Consider the following 14,372-nt stretch of genomic DNA (forward strand, 5'->3'; position numbering starts at 1 on the left):
ACTTCCGCCACCGTTCGCACGGTCCTGACCGGGTTGCGGTGTGGGGGTGGCCGTCGACCCGGATGTTCTCCGACGACAGTTGGAGCGGTTCCGGTCGTACCCGGACATCGGCCACGACGATCTGATCCGGTACTTCACCCTGGCACCCGCCGACGTCGCCTTCATCGACCCCGGCCGTGGCCGTGGCCCGACCGACAGATTGGGGCTTGCCGTTCAGCTGGCCACCTTGCCTTGGTTGGGGTTCGTGCCGGACGAGGTGAGCTCGGCTCCGGCGGTGGCGGTGGCCCGGCTGGCCGAGCGGCTGGGGGTGGTTTCGACCGTGCTCTCCCGGAGACCTGGTGCCGGACCGAGGCCCCGGTGGTGGAGTACGAGCAGATCAGCCTGTGCGGCCTGCCGCCCCTCGTCGTCGCCTAACGGCTGTCCTCCAGGGTGCACTTTCACATGGCTCGCACCTCCTGCCACACGTGATCGTGTAGACCTTGCTGGGTCAGCCAGGTCTTCAGCTCGGTGACGCCGTCGTCGTCGAGCAGGGCCGGGTCGACCGTGGTGCGCAACTGGTGGGTGACGCCGGAGTCGAGCAGGAGGCGCAGGCTTCGCAGGGCGGGATCCGCGCTATTGCGTACACCGGTGACATTCTCGTACGCCATTGGAGATGCCTTGATGTCGAAGCCGACCCAGTCCACCAAGCCTTCGTCCAGGATCCGCCCGAAGCGACGCGGGTAGCCGCCGCCGGTGTGCAGGCCCACCGCGTAGCCGAGTACCCGCACGTCGCGCATCGCCTCGGCCAAGCGCGATTGCAGCAGCGGCTCGCCGCCGGAAAAGACGACGCCGTCCAAAAGGCCCTGGCGACGGGCAAGGTGGGCCGTCACCGTCTCCCACCGCACGGTCGATTCGGCACCCGGGTCGAGCAGTTCGGGGTTGTGGCAGTAGCCACACCGCCAGGGGCAGCCCTGGCAGAAGACGGTGGTAACGAGGCGGCCCGGCCAGTCGCAGGTGGACAGCCGGGACCAGCCGCCGATGCGGATCACGCGGGAACCGCTGCCCTCTCCTGGAAGTGCGTGCGCTCGGCGTGCTCGCCCTTCTTACCGATGTTGAAGGAGGAGACAGGGCGGTGGTAGCCCATGACCCGGGTCCACACCTCGCAGTCGCCGCCGCACGTCGGGCAGGTGGTGTGCTCGCTGGTCAAATAGCCGTGCTCGGGGCAGATGGAGAAGGTCGGCGTCACCGTCAGATAGGGCAGTGAGAACCGCTCCAGTGCGCGGCGTACCAGGGTGCGGCACGCGGCGGCGGAGGAGATTCGCTCGGACATGTACAAGTGGAGCACCGTACCGCCGGTGTACTTGGCCTGCAGCTCGTCCTGCCGCTCCAGCGCCTCGAACGGGTCGTCGGTCCAGCCCACCGGCAGTTGCGAGGAGTTGGTGTAGTACGGGTTCTCGTCCGTGCCCGCCTGCAGGATCCCGGGGAACCGGCGTCGGTCCTCCTTCGCGAAGCGATAGGTGGTGCCCTCGGCCGGGGTAGCCTCCAGGTTGTACAGGTGACCGGTCTGCTCCTGGAAGTCGACCATCCGTGTCCGCACGTGGTCGAGGAGCCGGACGGCGAGGGCGTGCCCCTCGGGGGCGGTGATGTCGTACGCGTCGTGCGTGAAGTTGCGGATCATCTCGTTGATGCCGTTCACGCCGATGGTCGAGAAATGATTGCGCAGGGTGCCCAGATAGCGCTTGGTGTAGGGGAATAGGCCGTCGTCGATCAGGTCCTGGATCGTGACCCGCTTGATCTCCAGGCTGTCACAGGCCAGCTCCAACAGCCGGTCGAGGGCGTCGAAGAGGCCCTGTTCGTCGTCCGCGTGCAGGTAGCCGAGGCGGGCGCAGTTGATGGTGACCACACCGAGGGAGCCGGTCTGCTCGGCGCTGCCGAACAGGCCGTTTCCGCGCTTGAGCAGCTCGGTCAGGTTCAGCTGCAGGCGGCAGCACATCGAGCGGATCATGCCGGGGCTGAGGTCGGAGTTGATGAAGTTCTGGAAATACGGGAGCCCGTACTTCGCGGTCATTGCGAACAGACGCTCGGCGTTCTCGCTCTCCCAGGGGAAGTCCTCGGTGATGTTGTAGGTGGGGATCGGGAACGTGAAGACCCGACCGGCCGCGTCGCCCGCTGTCATGACCTCGATGTACGCACGGTTGATCAGGTCCATCTCGGCCTGCAGTTCCCCATAGGTGAAGTCCATCTCCTCGCCACCGATCACCGGCACCTGATCGCGCAGATCATCCGGGCAGGTCCAGTCGAAGGTGAGGTTGGTGAACGGCGTCTGGGTGCCCCAGCGGGACGGCACGTTGAGGTTGTGCACCATCTCCTGCATGCATTGGTACACCTCGTCGTACGCGATGGAGTCCTTGCGCACGAACGGCGCCATGTAGGTGTCGAACGAGCTGAACGCCTGGGCACCTGCCCACTCGTTCTGCAGCGTGCCGAGGAAGTTGACGATCTGCCCGGCCGCTGAGGAGAAGTGCTTCGGCGGCGCCGATTCGATCTGGCCTGACACCCCGTTGAAGCCCTCGGTCAGCAGGGTGCGCAGCGACCAGCCCGCGCAGTAGCCGGACAGCATGTCCAAGTCGTGGATATGAAAGTCGCCTTCGCGGTGGGCTCGACCAATGGAGCCGGGGTAGACCTGATCGAGCCAGTAGTTGGCCACCATCTTGCCGGCCGTGTTCAGGATGAGACCGCCCAGGGAGTAGCCCTGGTTGGCATTGGCATTGACCCGCCAGTCACTGCGGTCGAGGTACTCGGTCACCGATTCCACGGCATTGATCTGCGTCACGTCAGCCCTCCCACGAGGCAGCACGGAGAAGAGTCCTCGCCGCGCGGAGGTGCGCGGGAGGCCGTCGGCAGGTATCGGGCTCGGGCCGCCGTGCGGCCGCTCACCGTTGCGGGGCAGCCCCGGACTTCCACCGGGTTCCCTGTTGCCTCGGCAGACCTCTGTGGACGCCTGCCGAACCGACAGCCGCAACACTACATCTGGGGGTCATGGCGACACACCACCACAGCATATTGAGTGACCTTCGGCCTTAAGCGTTGGGACTTAGGTCCCACAGAACGCCCCGTGGTTCTGTCGGCGACAAGGGATCTGGCTCAAAGTCCGGACTTCGAGCCAGATCCGCTACTCACGCAAAATCACCCCCGCGATCCGCCCGGAACGCACCTCCATCGGTGCCCGAGAGATCCTTTCCCTGAACGTCGAGGATCTTGATCTGGAGTTCCGCCGCGCCCGGTTCGTCTCCAAAGGCGGCGCGATCGAATACGTGCACTGGGCCGTCCCAACAGCCCGGCTTCTGCCCCGCTTGCTCCAAGGCCGCCAAGCATGGCCGGCGTTCCTGGCCGACCGGCGCGCCCCGCTTCCGGACCCCGTGCGCCCGCGGCCGCCGACATCTGCCCCGTCACCGGGCGGGCGCGGCTGTCCTACCGCCGCGCGGAGTACCTGTTCAAGACCGTCTCCGTCGAGCTCGACCCGCACCGGCGGGGGTGGACCCTGCTTCAGCTCCGCCACCGTGCGTTGCAGCATCTCGCCCAGGCCGGCCCCACCGCGCCTGAGCTGCAGGCCAAGAGCCGCCACCAGCACCTGGCCATCCTCAGCCGCTACGTGCGCCTGCGAGAGGAGACCTCCGCCCGCATCACCGCCGAAGCCGACCCCGCCCAGCGCCGCCGACCTCGCTGACCCTCACTCCCGCCCAACGCATCGGCCGCGCTCACGACGTGAACCATACGCGCAGCGTCTGATCGTCGTCAGGATCCGGCTCGCCCCTCGTCCCTGCCTCGCTCAGTGCTTCCGGTAGGCGACCACCTGCTCGACGGCCCTCGCCCCGGGCCCGGCACAGGCCACCAGGAACGGCATTGGCCTCCCCGCCGCCCTCGACGAAGCCGGGCCGACCGTCGCTGAACTCCGCCAGCCCCGCCCCGCACAGCGTGTCGCGAATCCGCTCGCCATCACGGTCCCGCTCACCCCACAACGGGCGCCGTCCCCGGTCGTAACCAAACTCCGGCTCGTCCTCGCTCATGGACCACCACCGTAGACGAGCCGAGACCGCGCTCCTCGTGGGCTGCATCGGTGCCGGTCAGGCAAGCCTGACCAAAATTGCCCCGAAACTACAGCCACCTCCAGTTATATGTGATAGCCGCGCGCAGGGTCGCTATCGCTGAGCGGACCCGTCCGCAGTGGAAGAGGGGACCAGCGTGAACCCGGTGATGATCTGCGGGTGAATGCGGATCACTTGATCCATGTCACCCACCAGCCAAGGGCGGAGCAGGTCTTTGAACCGCGTGGCTTCCCACGGATCGTCCACCGCGCGAGCGGTGCCGGTGACGGTGACCGCCCAGCCGAGATGTTCAGCCATGTCCAATTCGTCGGTCTCGAAGGCCACCACAGTTCCGGACGGCATTACCTTTCTTCCCAGGACGGTGTCCGGATCGGTGCGGATGATGATGTGGCCGTTCGCGACGATGTGGTTGACCGGCCGCACCGCGGGAAGGGCCCGATGGGTGAAGACGATCCGGCCGACTGACACACTGGCCAGTCGTTCGAGGGCCTCAACCTCGGATAGTTCCTGAAAGAATCTCGGGTCCATCCCGTCCAGCCGTCGCTCGTAGGGAGAATCATCGGAACAATCTCCCACCCTCGCCGGCTCTCAAGGCAGGGACCAAGGTCCCACCGTCCGTGATGAAGGTCACCTTGGCCTTACCCAACGCGGATCCGTAAGGGCCATGGGCTGGAGGCGGCATGCGGGTCACCCGTCGCCAGACGAAGTGGTCCAGCATGGTGAAGACTCCCCCGGGGGCCGTTGGTCTGTAGCGCCTGTGACCTTGGTCCCTACCGGCGTACACCTTGTTTGTCTTTTACTACGACAGCCGCTGGCGCCTGTCACCACGCCCTGCCCCACCGGTGTCGGATCGGCTCCCCAGCGACACGGGCCATGCCCGAGGGGACCGGGCACCTCAACCGCCCATACGATCCAGACTGGAGACACGACGGGATATGAACCAACCGGCTGCGGGTCCTACAGCGGTCACCGCCGGGTCGACGGCGTTCCACGTGATGGCCAAGCCCGCCGGTGCACTCTGCAACCTGGACTGCGAATACTGCTATTTCCTGTCGAAGGAACAGCTGTACCCCGGTCGACGGACTCACATGTCAGAGGACGTACATGAGGCGTGGATCCGGCAACTGTTGCAGGGCCACGGCAACGGTGAAGTGGTGGTTGCGTTCCAGGGGGGCGAGCCGACCCTGATGGGTCTGGACTTCTTCCGCCGCACCATCGAGTTGGAGCGCAGGTTCGCCCGACCGGGCCAACAGGTGTTGAACGCACTGCAGACCAACGGCACGTTTCTCGATGACGCCTGGGGAGAGTTCCTCGCTGAGCACGACTTCCTGGTCGGCATCTCCATCGACGGCCCCCGTCAGATGCACGACACCTTTCGCGTCGACAAAGGTGGCAAGCCGACCTTCGAAAGGGTCATGCGCGGCCTGGACGTGCTCCGCCGACATGGGGTGGAGTGGAACGCGCTCACCACGGTACACGCCGCCAACGCCGAGCACGGCCGCACCGTCTACACGTTCCTGCGGGACGACTGCGGGGCCACGTTCACCCAGTTCATTCCCATCGTCGAACGGACCCCGCCGGAGCTGCTGCCGCTGGCCGAGGCAGGCCGCGGCATACCGGCCAAGAAGCGTCCGCTCTACCGGCAGAGCGGCAACCAGGTCACTAGCCGGTCGGTTCGTCCCGAACAGTACGGGCAGTTCCTGGTCGACATCTTCGAGGAGTGGATCCGCCGCGACGTCGGCACCATCTATGTCCAGCAGTTCGACACGGCTCTTGCGCATTGGCTCGGCATGGACCAGGCCGGGGTGTGCGTGCACGCCAAGACCTGCGGAGCCCAGGTGGCGCTGGAACACAACGGGGACGTCTACTCCTGCGACCACTACGTCGAAGCCGGCTACCTGCTCGGCAACATCACGACAGGTCCGACCCTGGCCGAGTTGATCACATCGCCGCGACAGCGGCGGTTCGGAGACGCCAAGGAAGCCACCCTGCCGCAGTACTGCCGCAGCTGCGACGTGCGGTTCGCCTGCCACGGCGGCTGCCCGAAGGATCGGTTCATCCCTGCCCCCACCGGGGAGCCCGGCCTCACCTACCTGTGCGCCGGCTACCGGCGGTTCTTCCACCACATCGACCCCCCGATGCGGTCCATGGCCGACCTTCTTCGCACCGGGCGCCCGGCCGCCGACATCATGAAGCTCGTTGCCCGAAACGACGCCCGCCGATCCCGTAACAGCCCCTGCACCTGCGGCGGCGCCCGCAAGTGGAAGCACTGCCACGGCATCCCGGCCGCCCGAGCGGCGGCCCGGACAGCCATGGGCTATGGCTGATTCTCGGTCCACGGCCACAACCGGTTCTCGCCGGCGTCAACGACACCTGGTTCATCTGGGTGGTTGGAACGCAGTCCTTTGCCCTGATCATCACGGGGTTCTCCCGCGCGTTTTCCCGACCAGGCGCGACTTGCCGGGCTGACGGCCGTGCCGATGTGGTCGGTCGGCGTGGTGCTGCACCTCATCGTGGCCACACTCGTGCTGACCCGGCTGCTCGGCGTCCTGTGTCCTATCCGTCATCCCGAACAGATCGACGTCACCCACACGACCTGACATCACACCCGAGCGATAGGCACCCCGTCCCCTTAGGCGCGTTCTTCCATCTCGGCTCCGCCCAGGAGGTCGTGTATCTCCGACAACAGGGCGGGCAGATCGACCCCGGCGTCTGCGAGAGCCGGCAGGAAGACTTCGTTCTCCTTTTCCACGTGAGCGCAGAAGAGGGCGTACAGTGCCGACGCGCCTCCGACGACGCCGGCTGTCAGTCGCGCCGCCTTCAACTCGTCTGTGAGCGAGCGTAAGGCGAGGTACTCAGCACGCATCACGGCTACCAGCAGGCGGATCTCCGGCACCTGCTCACCTGCGGCGTAGAGGATCTTCTCCTCCGCGAGCGCGTGGGGGAGCACCACCTCGTCGCAGAAGTCGACCAGGGCCATCTGCCGTCCCACAGGGGTCTGCAGCCGATCAAGCCAACGGCAGAGCGTCATGACATGGTCGGCCATGGCGCGGGTGAGCTCGGCGTGGTGGTCGCGGATCGCGGTCAGGGCGGCGCGCTGCACATCGTTGAAGGTCGGGGACGAAGGCACTGTAGCTCCTGGTGGAGGTCGGACGGATAGGTGTAACCGTGCGGGCCCCATCCATGGCAGCTCATCACCAAGAGCTGCCATCGGTAGGAACGCCGTTGCCGAGTTATGCGTGGTCGGCACTGAGAGGGGGTCACTGGCCGCGGGTGATCCGCCGTGCCGCCTCGGCGACGGACTTCAGCACCTCTTCGGCTTGTTCGGCGTCGTAGTCGACGTGTTTGCGCTTGCGTACGCCGTGGGCGTGCAGCATGACGTGCTCGTCGGGGACCACGTCGTGACGCTGGAGCGTGGCCAGCACGCATGTCAGCGGGCAGCCGTCGAGGGCGAGGATCGGCCGACCCGACGTAGCCACGCGTACGAGCGAGGGCACCTCCCCGCCCACCCCGGCGATGCACGACATTTCGGCCAGGCCCATGCGGTCCAGCCGGAGCGCCAGGTCGTTGGCCATCTGGGCGGCGCTGGAGCAGCCAGAGCAGGAATAGACGACGGGTAGGTCGGCTCGTCTTCGCCGGGACAATCGAGACTCCTCTCCACGACGAATGACTCGGGTGCCCGTCATTTCCCATCGCACAGGCGCAGGTGCCTCTCCTCGGGCGCGGGCTCGAAGCGGGCGGTGAAGAAGCGCAAGGTCGGCGGCTCGTACGTCATCCGCAACCCCCGCACGCTCTCCCCGTGCCGGTACAGCCCCACCACGGACTCCGCGACCACGTCCAGGTGCCGGTCGGTGTAGACCCGGCGCGGGATGGTGAGGCGGACCAGCTCCAGCCGCGGGATCCGGTCTCGGCCGGTATTGGGATCGCGGCCGGCGGAGACGGTGCCCCGCTCCATGGCGCGCACCCCGCTGTCGAGATAGAGCGCGGCCGCAAGCGCCTGTGCCGGGAACCGCTCCCGGGGAAGATGCGGCAGGAACCGCGCCGCGTCCACGAACACGGCATGCCCGCCGATCGGCTCGACGATGGGGACGCCGGCGGCTATGAGCCGCTCGCCCAGGTAGCGGACCTGGTGCACGCGGTGGGCGATGTAGGCGTCGTCCACCATCTCATGGATCCCCTGCGCCATGGCCGCCATGTCCCGCCCGGCCAGCCCACCGTACGTCGGCATCCCCTCGAACAGCACGACCAACTCCCGGGCCCGCCGCAGCAGGGACTCGTCGTTGAGCGCGAGGAAGCCGCCGATGTTGACCAGGCAGTCCTTCTTGCCAGACATCGTGCAGCCGTCGAAGTACGCCATCATCTCGTGCAGGATCGAGGCGACCGTGCGCCCGGCGTATCCCTGCTCGCGTTCCTTGATGAAGTACGCGTTCTCGACGCAGCGGGTCGCGTCGCACCACAGCAGAATGCCGTGCCGGCGGCACAGGTAGTGGGTCGCGCGTAGGTTCGCCATCGACACCGGCTGGCCGCCGGCCATGTTGACGGTCACGGCCACGTTGACGTACGCGATGTTCTGCGCCCCCACTCGGTCGATCAGCCGTTCCAGCTTGCCGAGATCGACATCGCCCTTGAACGGGTGCCGGGACTGCGGATCGTGCGCCTCGTCGACGATCACATCCTCGAAGATCCCGCCGGCCAGTTCCTGGTGGGCGCGGGTGGTGGTGAAGTACATGTTGCCGGGAACGTACTGGCCGGGCTTGATAGCGATCTGCGACAGGATGTGCTCGGCGCCGCGGCCCTGGTGGGTGGGGACGACGTGCTGGAAGCCGTACACCGCGCGGACGGCTTCCTCCAGCCGGTAGAACGAGGAGGACCCGGCGTAGGCCTCGTCACCGGTCATCAGCGCACTCCACTGACTGTCGCTCATCGCGCTGGTGCCGCTGTCGGTCAGCAGGTCGATGTAGACCTCTTCACTGCGAAGCAGGAAGGTGTTGTACCCGGCCCGCGAGATTGCCTCTTCCCGCTCGGCCGCCGTGGGCATGTGCAGGGGCTCGACGCTCTTGATCCGGTGCGGCTCCGCCACCGTCATGCCGACGCTCCTCGCAGAGATGATCCTTGATCGCGCATCCGAGCCTTTCGCCATCCCTCCGACATCGGCAACGGTCTTTGGTCCCGAGACGACGGACCATCAGGCACCTGCTCAGTCCGGCCGTTGGTCCCGGCTGGTTCGGGACTTTGGTCCTTGCCCGCGGACGGCGCGCAAGGGTGCCGGTGCTGAGGGCAGTCGTAGCCGAGGGAGAAGTGCTGGTGCTCGGTGAGCATGTGCCAGGGCTTGCGATGCTCACATTGAACGTGAAAGCCGAACAGCGGCGGCCACCGGTCTCGCTGCCCGACCAATCTGGCGAGGTGATCACGGGCGCAGGCCGGGCCTGGGTGTCGGCGAACGTGATGTGCTTGTGCTCGTCGGCTGGCCCGGCGAAGGACGTGCCGGTGCGGCGGCCAACGTGGCGGACCCTTGCGCCGCTAGGCGCCCGTTGGTGATGCCCGGCCGCGCCAGGGTCGCCTCACACAGGTCGACGTCACGGGCCAGCGACGGCCGCCGGTCGCCCACGTCACCGCTGCCGGGCCGTTCCTGCGGCGCAGCCGCTCCACCTCCTCTCCCACCTGGAACGTCAAGCCCTTGGTGGTGGCGCCGAGCCGTTCCAGCAGCGGGCCGAGCGCGGCCATCTTGCCGACGATCCCCCGTAGTCTCGCTCCACGTTCCCGACCTTCGGGAAGGTGCGGCCGGGGATCGGCGTGGTGCCCGTGCGCCGCCAGTCGTTCACACGGCCGTTGGGGTTGGCGGGAAGGGGATGGGTGGCTCAATTGGCGTCGCGGGGGACGAGCTCGATGCCGGTGACGATCTCGGGCTTGATGCGGATCACGTGGTCCATGTGCTCGGCCACCCAGGGGCGGAGCAGTCGTTGATACCGAGTGATCTCATCCGGGTCTTTCTCCAACTCCGCGATGCCCTTGACGATCACGCTCCATCCCAGGTGGGTAAGGGGATCGATGTTGTCGGCCTCGTAGGCGACCACGGTGACGAGACCTTGGATGGCCGAGACCACGGCGGCTCCCAGGTGGCTGCGGACGATCAACTGGCCGTTGTCCACGAGGTGATTGACGGGCCGGATGTCCGGCAGGGCGTGATGGGTGAACACGATCCTGCCCAGGGAGACCTCCCCGAGGCGTTGCAGAGCGTCGGCCGGTGACAGGTGCTTGATCACCCGTTCTTGCATGTTCATCGGGTCGCGCCCGTGTGGGGCGCGGTGATGGAAAAGCCGGTGACCCACTCCGGGAAGATGCGTGCGATGTGGTCAACGGCCTGGCCTGGCCAGGGCTGAAGCCGGTCACGGGCGCGGCTCTGCTCCTGTGGGTCTTCCACCAGTCCGGCGCGTCCGGTGAGTACGACGCTCCAGCCCAAGCGGGTGGCGGCATCCAGCAGATCCGCCTGATAGACCACGCGGTGCACGCGTTGGAGGAGCGAGGCGATCTCGGAGTCATGGGGAAGGCCGACCATGAGGCCGTCGCCGTCCATGGTGTGGCTGACGAGGCGGATGGCGGGTACCGCATGGCTGATGAACACGATCCGGCCGAAGGTGACGTTGCTGAGCAGGCGAAGTCCTTCGCCCCGGGACAGTTCCTTGCCGATCGGCGCAGATGGAGTAGATGGGCGCTGCACAGGTCGACGCTCCCCTACCGGACGTCACCTTGGGTAGGGACCAAAGTCCTTTTTCCGGTCTCGTCTCTGATCGTCGTTTCGACTGTGCGGCCGATGGAGTCGGTTAGGGGGCCTGGTGGAGTGCTTGTGGGTGGAGGCGCGCAGGGAAGGACTGTCTGGCGAGATGCCGGTTATAGAGCGGTTCGTTCGCGCAGGGCGTGCCGCAGATGGCGTTCGTTCCAGAGCAGGCGGTGGTCAAGAAGCTCCCTGCGGCATGTCTGCACCCACCGCTCCATGATCGATTCATCCGCGGCAGGCGCGGCGTAGAACCAGAAGAGTGGAGACCGTTCTCGAGCACATCAAAGTCACCCAAACCGGAGCGATTCACTCCTCACCGTCGGGTGTTGAAGACTTCGTGGAGGGGACGGCGCGGCACGGCGGGCACCGGTGGGCCGTACCCCAGCCGCAGCAGCATCTGCAGATGGCCGAGTGTCCCGGTGGACTCGCCGCGGCGCCCACTGTCTGGTAGATCCAGAGGCTGGCTGAACAGCGACGCCGACACCCCGTGGGCGGTGGCGGTGAGCAGCACCCGCTGCAGCGCCTGTCCGGCGACCAGCCAGTCGCGCGGGCCGTCGCCGTCGGTGAACAGGGCGGCGATCTGCGGGTCTCTTTCGAACCTGGCCACCTCCCGGTTGGCCCCGAGACCGAAGTCGCGCAAGGGCAGTTCGGTGCCGACCGGGCGAGGGCCGAAGGCGTGGCGGGGGACGCCTTCCGCGCGGGGGCCGTCCACCGTCCAGGGGGACAGCTCGCAGCGGTAGGCCTCATCGCGGGAGAGCGCCCGGTCTGCGGTGGCGACCATGTCGAGGACCTTGCGTGCCGCCCGACCGTCCAGCACGACAAGGGTGGCACCCTCCTGGCGGGCCGCGAGGACCAGGTCGACGACGGTCTCATGAGGCAGGCAGCGGCCGTCGAAGGGAAAGCGGTTGGTGCGCCGGTGCGGGATCACGGCATGCAGCCGCTGTTCGTCCGGCGACGGCGGCTCCCCTTGGACGGTACGCACGACGGCGAGGAGGTCGGGCGCGCCGCGCGGCGCGGGCAACGGCAGGACCCGGGCCTCGTAGCCGGTCATTCGGATGGCCAGCCTCATGTTGAACAGCGCCGCCCCGCAGCTCATGCCGAGGCAGCGCCCGAGGGGATCGGCGACGTGCAGTTGCCGGCGAAGGTCGGCGTATACGGTCACGCTGTCCTTCAAGTGGGAGAACAGCCACGGCTGAGTGTTGTGCACGGAGGGCGCGGCGACCGCGGCCTCGACGATCCGGCGTACGCCGGAGGGAGTGGCGAAGGGCTTGGCCATCGTGCGCTTTTCACCTTCCACGGCGTCTCGACCTTCGGCGGAGCGGGCCCAGGAGTCGCATCGTCACGTGGCGATGGCGAACGCGGTGCTCGCGGCGATCAGGGCGGCGCCGGTCATGGTCAGCAGTGCGCCGAGGCCGATGATCAGGGTGGTGAGTTGCCATGCCTGGTAGGCGTTCAGCAGGGAGGCGCGCAGCATCTGGCCGGTGAAGGCGGTCTGCTGTAGTCCGGCCAGCTTCTCGTCGTCGCTGCCCGCGGCGTGCAGTTCGGCGCTGATCTCGCCATACGTCCGGCCGCCCGTCGCCATCAGCACGTTGTGCCCGATCACTCGGGCGAAGGTGCGGGCCTGCGAGCCGGTCAGGACGGCCCGGCCCTGGTGAGCGGCGAGGTCGTTGGGCAACCCCTTGTCTGGGAAGGTGATCGACTGCCCGCGTAGTTCTGTCTGTATCTCGGCACGCGCCTTTATCCCCCGCGCGGCCATGATCGGGCCTGCCGCCATCAATACGGCGCCGGTGCCACCCAACAGCGCCACCGCCGTCGCTCGGACAACGCTCATTTCTTGCTCCTTGTGGGGAAACGATGGGTGCCGGTCATCGGCGAACGCCGAGCGGGGTGCGTCGGCGGTAGACGACGTAGGGCCGCCACAGGTACGCGATCGGTGCCGACCAGACGTGGACGAGCCTGGTGAACGGCCAGATCGCGGCGAGCACCCAGGCCGAGAGTGCGTGCAGCTGGAAGATCAGCGGCACATCGGCCATCAGTCCGGGGTCGGGGCGGAAGGTCAGGACGCCGCGGAACCAGACGGCGATGGTGGCGCGGTAGTCGTAGCCGCCGCCGAGCAGGTTTTTGCCGACGGTCGCGGTCATGCCGAGGAGGATCACCACGGCCAGGACGGTGAACAGGATCTTGTCGGTGCGGGTGGTGGTGCGGCGTACGCGCGGGCTGGTGAAGCGGCGGGCCAGCAGCAGCGCCAGGCCCGCGATGACCATGAGCCCGGCCACGGTTCCGGCGCTCACCGACACCAGGTGGTAGAGGTGTTCGTCGACGCCGACGGCCTCGGTCAGGCTCTTCGGGATGAGCAGGCCGAGTACGTGGCCGCCGATGGCGGCGAAAGCGCCGAGGTGAAACAGCGGCGAGCCGAGCCGCAGCAGCCGGCTCTCCAGCACCTGGGTGGTGCGGGTGGTCCAGCCGAACTGGTCGACGCGCCAGCGCCAGACGTGACCCACGACGAAGACCGTCAGAGCCACGTAGGGGACGACCACCCAGAGCGCGACGCTCACGGCCGCACCTCCATTTCGTTCAGTGGCGGACCGTACGGGGCCAGCCCGACGTCCTCGGCGGGCGGTCCCGCCAGCGCGAGATCGGCCACCGCGGCCCGCTCGGATTCCGACAGGTCGGGCAGCATCTCACACAGCGCGTCCAGGACATGCGCGTACGGTGAGCAGGCTTCCTGCAGCGCGGTGCGGATGAGTTCCAGCCCTTTGCGGTGCTGGCGGAGCGGCGCCTCGCCGGTCGACGGTCCGGTCAGCGCGGCGAACTCGCAGACCACGGGCAGGAAGTCGGGCAGCTCGCCGTCGGGCGGGGTGAGCCCGGCCACGCGGTAGCGCTGTTTGAGGGTGAGCAGGGCCATGCCGCGGCGGCGGGTGTCGCCGTGCAGGTAGTAGGTGAGGTAGAGGCTGGATTTGCGGCGCAGGTCGAACGTCTCCACATAGGTTCGGGCCAGCGGCATCGGATCGCACTCGGCGTACCAGGCGGTGAAGGCGACCAGCGCCTCGCGGGCGGACGATGCGGGGAGCGCGGCCGCGGCCCTGCTCAGGGCGTCGCGGGCGGCGAGCAATCCGGCGTCGGGGTATTGCAGCAGCAGGGCGACCAGGCGCAGGAACGCGGCGCGGTCTTCGGGGGCGAGTCCGGCCCGCCCGGTGGGTGCTGCGGCGGCGGACTGGCGCCGGGTGAGGAGCTTCATGACGCCGCTCCCTTGCCGACGAAGAGCTTCAGGCCCAGGCGGCCGTCGCCGCGGCGGCCGGTGACGCCGGTCGGGTGGAACTCGCTCATGCCGGGGCCTCCGTCGCCGTCCAGGCTGCATCCATCCGCTTGGGCGGACAGCGCGGCGGCGTCCTCGCGGTGGGCGGCGGGCACGACGTAGCGCTCGTCGTACTTGGCGATGGCCAGCAGCCGGTACATCTCCTCCATGTCGGACGCCGTCATCCCCGCCGACTCCAGCAGGTCCGCGGCGACGG

The 14,372-nt window shown here is 67.7% G+C and carries 19 protein-coding genes, 1 pseudogene and 1 riboswitch; of the genes and pseudogenes, 4 read left to right on the plus strand and 16 right to left on the minus strand.

The features are described 5' to 3' along the window. Nucleotides 1-46 precede the first annotated feature (46 nt). Nucleotides 47-511, plus strand: a complete 465-nt coding sequence (locus EJK15_RS77635) for a DUF4158 domain-containing protein (protein ID WP_206061017.1) — start codon at nt 47-49, stop codon at nt 509-511. Here the strand turns inward: EJK15_RS77635 and EJK15_RS21335 are convergent. From EJK15_RS21335 to EJK15_RS70750, 3 genes are all read right to left on the minus strand, one after another. Beyond that, nucleotides 438-1,028: an anaerobic ribonucleoside-triphosphate reductase activating protein gene (locus EJK15_RS21335; protein ID WP_138712213.1), complete on the minus strand. Its 591-nt coding sequence runs from the start codon at nt 1,026-1,028 to the stop codon at nt 438-440. The genes EJK15_RS77635 and EJK15_RS21335 overlap by 74 nt on opposite strands. Beyond that, nucleotides 1,025-2,812, minus strand: coding sequence for a ribonucleoside triphosphate reductase (locus tag EJK15_RS21340; RefSeq protein WP_240777109.1), 1,788 nt, complete (start codon nt 2,810-2,812; stop codon nt 1,025-1,027). The genes EJK15_RS21335 and EJK15_RS21340 overlap by 4 nt, the downstream gene beginning before the upstream one ends. A 49-nt stretch (nt 2,813-2,861) precedes the next feature. Then, nucleotides 2,862-3,008: riboswitch (cobalamin riboswitch) on the minus strand. Nucleotides 3,009-3,155: 147 nt separating this feature from the next. Further along, complete coding sequence (locus EJK15_RS70750; protein WP_171074444.1) at nt 3,156-3,299, minus strand: hypothetical protein; 144 nt, start codon at nt 3,297-3,299, stop codon at nt 3,156-3,158. A 53-nt stretch (nt 3,300-3,352) separates the two neighbouring features. On the opposite strand from EJK15_RS70750, the gene EJK15_RS21345 reads away from it, so the two are divergent. Next, the gene (locus EJK15_RS21345; protein WP_138712214.1) at nt 3,353-3,706 is read left to right on the plus strand and encodes a hypothetical protein; all 354 of its coding nucleotides are present in this window, start codon (nt 3,353-3,355) and stop codon (nt 3,704-3,706) included. Between the two features lie 31 nt (nt 3,707-3,737). Here the strand turns inward: EJK15_RS21345 and EJK15_RS21350 are convergent, their stop codons facing one another. After that, the gene (locus EJK15_RS21350; protein WP_138712215.1) at nt 3,738-4,046 is read right to left on the minus strand and encodes a hypothetical protein; all 309 of its coding nucleotides are present in this window, start codon (nt 4,044-4,046) and stop codon (nt 3,738-3,740) included. A gap of 132 nt (nt 4,047-4,178) precedes the next feature. Then, entirely contained in the window at nt 4,179-4,613 is a 435-nt protein-coding gene (locus EJK15_RS21355) for a pyridoxamine 5'-phosphate oxidase family protein (RefSeq protein ID WP_138712216.1), read from the minus strand. Between the two features lie 467 nt (nt 4,614-5,080). Between EJK15_RS21355 and EJK15_RS21360 the strand changes: the two genes are divergently transcribed. Both EJK15_RS21360 and EJK15_RS76360 read left to right on the plus strand, forming a co-directional pair. Further along, complete coding sequence (locus EJK15_RS21360) at nt 5,081-6,412, plus strand: anaerobic sulfatase maturase (RefSeq protein ID WP_240777113.1); 1,332 nt, start codon at nt 5,081-5,083, stop codon at nt 6,410-6,412. Between the two features lie 147 nt (nt 6,413-6,559). Further along, nucleotides 6,560-6,685: a hypothetical protein gene (locus tag EJK15_RS76360; RefSeq protein WP_276615416.1), complete on the plus strand. Its 126-nt coding sequence runs from the start codon at nt 6,560-6,562 to the stop codon at nt 6,683-6,685. A gap of 32 nt (nt 6,686-6,717) precedes the next feature. Here EJK15_RS76360 and EJK15_RS21365 read toward each other — a convergent pair whose 3' ends face one another. The 11 genes and pseudogenes from EJK15_RS21365 to narY all read right to left on the minus strand — a co-directional run. After that, nucleotides 6,718-7,215 carry a hemerythrin domain-containing protein gene (locus EJK15_RS21365; RefSeq protein ID WP_171074445.1) on the minus strand — a complete coding sequence of 166 codons (498 nt, stop codon included), beginning with the start codon at nt 7,213-7,215 and terminating at the stop codon, nt 6,718-6,720. Between the two features lie 130 nt (nt 7,216-7,345). Further along, complete coding sequence (locus EJK15_RS21370) at nt 7,346-7,729, minus strand: putative zinc-binding protein (protein ID WP_206061018.1); 384 nt, start codon at nt 7,727-7,729, stop codon at nt 7,346-7,348. Between the two features lie 38 nt (nt 7,730-7,767). Next, complete coding sequence (locus EJK15_RS21375; protein ID WP_138712220.1) at nt 7,768-9,171, minus strand: tyrosine phenol-lyase; 1,404 nt, start codon at nt 9,169-9,171, stop codon at nt 7,768-7,770. A gap of 434 nt (nt 9,172-9,605) precedes the next feature. Then, nucleotides 9,606-9,809, minus strand: a complete 204-nt coding sequence (locus EJK15_RS72890) for a hypothetical protein (RefSeq protein WP_206061019.1) — start codon at nt 9,807-9,809, stop codon at nt 9,606-9,608. Nucleotides 9,810-9,943: 134 nt separating this feature from the next. Then, nucleotides 9,944-10,366 (minus strand): pyridoxamine 5'-phosphate oxidase family protein, encoded by a 423-nt coding sequence (locus tag EJK15_RS21385; RefSeq protein ID WP_240777110.1) that lies wholly within the window; start codon nt 10,364-10,366, stop codon nt 9,944-9,946. After that, the gene (locus tag EJK15_RS21390; protein ID WP_138712221.1) at nt 10,363-10,803 is read right to left on the minus strand and encodes a pyridoxamine 5'-phosphate oxidase family protein; all 441 of its coding nucleotides are present in this window, start codon (nt 10,801-10,803) and stop codon (nt 10,363-10,365) included. The genes EJK15_RS21385 and EJK15_RS21390 overlap by 4 nt, the downstream gene beginning before the upstream one ends. A gap of 370 nt (nt 10,804-11,173) precedes the next feature. Beyond that, nucleotides 11,174-12,136, minus strand: coding sequence for an Acg family FMN-binding oxidoreductase (locus EJK15_RS21395; RefSeq protein WP_138712222.1), 963 nt, complete (start codon nt 12,134-12,136; stop codon nt 11,174-11,176). A gap of 63 nt (nt 12,137-12,199) precedes the next feature. Further along, complete coding sequence (locus EJK15_RS21400; RefSeq protein WP_138712223.1) at nt 12,200-12,691, minus strand: hypothetical protein; 492 nt, start codon at nt 12,689-12,691, stop codon at nt 12,200-12,202. Nucleotides 12,692-12,725: 34 nt separating this feature from the next. Next, nucleotides 12,726-13,415, minus strand: coding sequence for a respiratory nitrate reductase subunit gamma (narI, locus tag EJK15_RS21405; RefSeq protein WP_138712224.1), 690 nt, complete (start codon nt 13,413-13,415; stop codon nt 12,726-12,728). Further along, nucleotides 13,412-14,098, minus strand: coding sequence for a nitrate reductase molybdenum cofactor assembly chaperone (narJ, locus tag EJK15_RS21410; RefSeq protein ID WP_138712225.1), 687 nt, complete (start codon nt 14,096-14,098; stop codon nt 13,412-13,414). Before narJ ends, narI begins: the two co-directional genes overlap by 4 nt. Continuing rightward, nucleotides 14,095-14,372: pseudogene (gene narY / locus EJK15_RS21415) on the minus strand (nitrate reductase subunit beta); the annotation flags it as partial. The gene narJ and the pseudogene narY, both read right to left, overlap by 4 nt.

This window comes from Nonomuraea basaltis (genome assembly GCF_005893125.1).
Lineage (GTDB): Bacteria > Actinomycetota > Actinomycetes > Streptosporangiales > Streptosporangiaceae > Nonomuraea > Nonomuraea basaltis.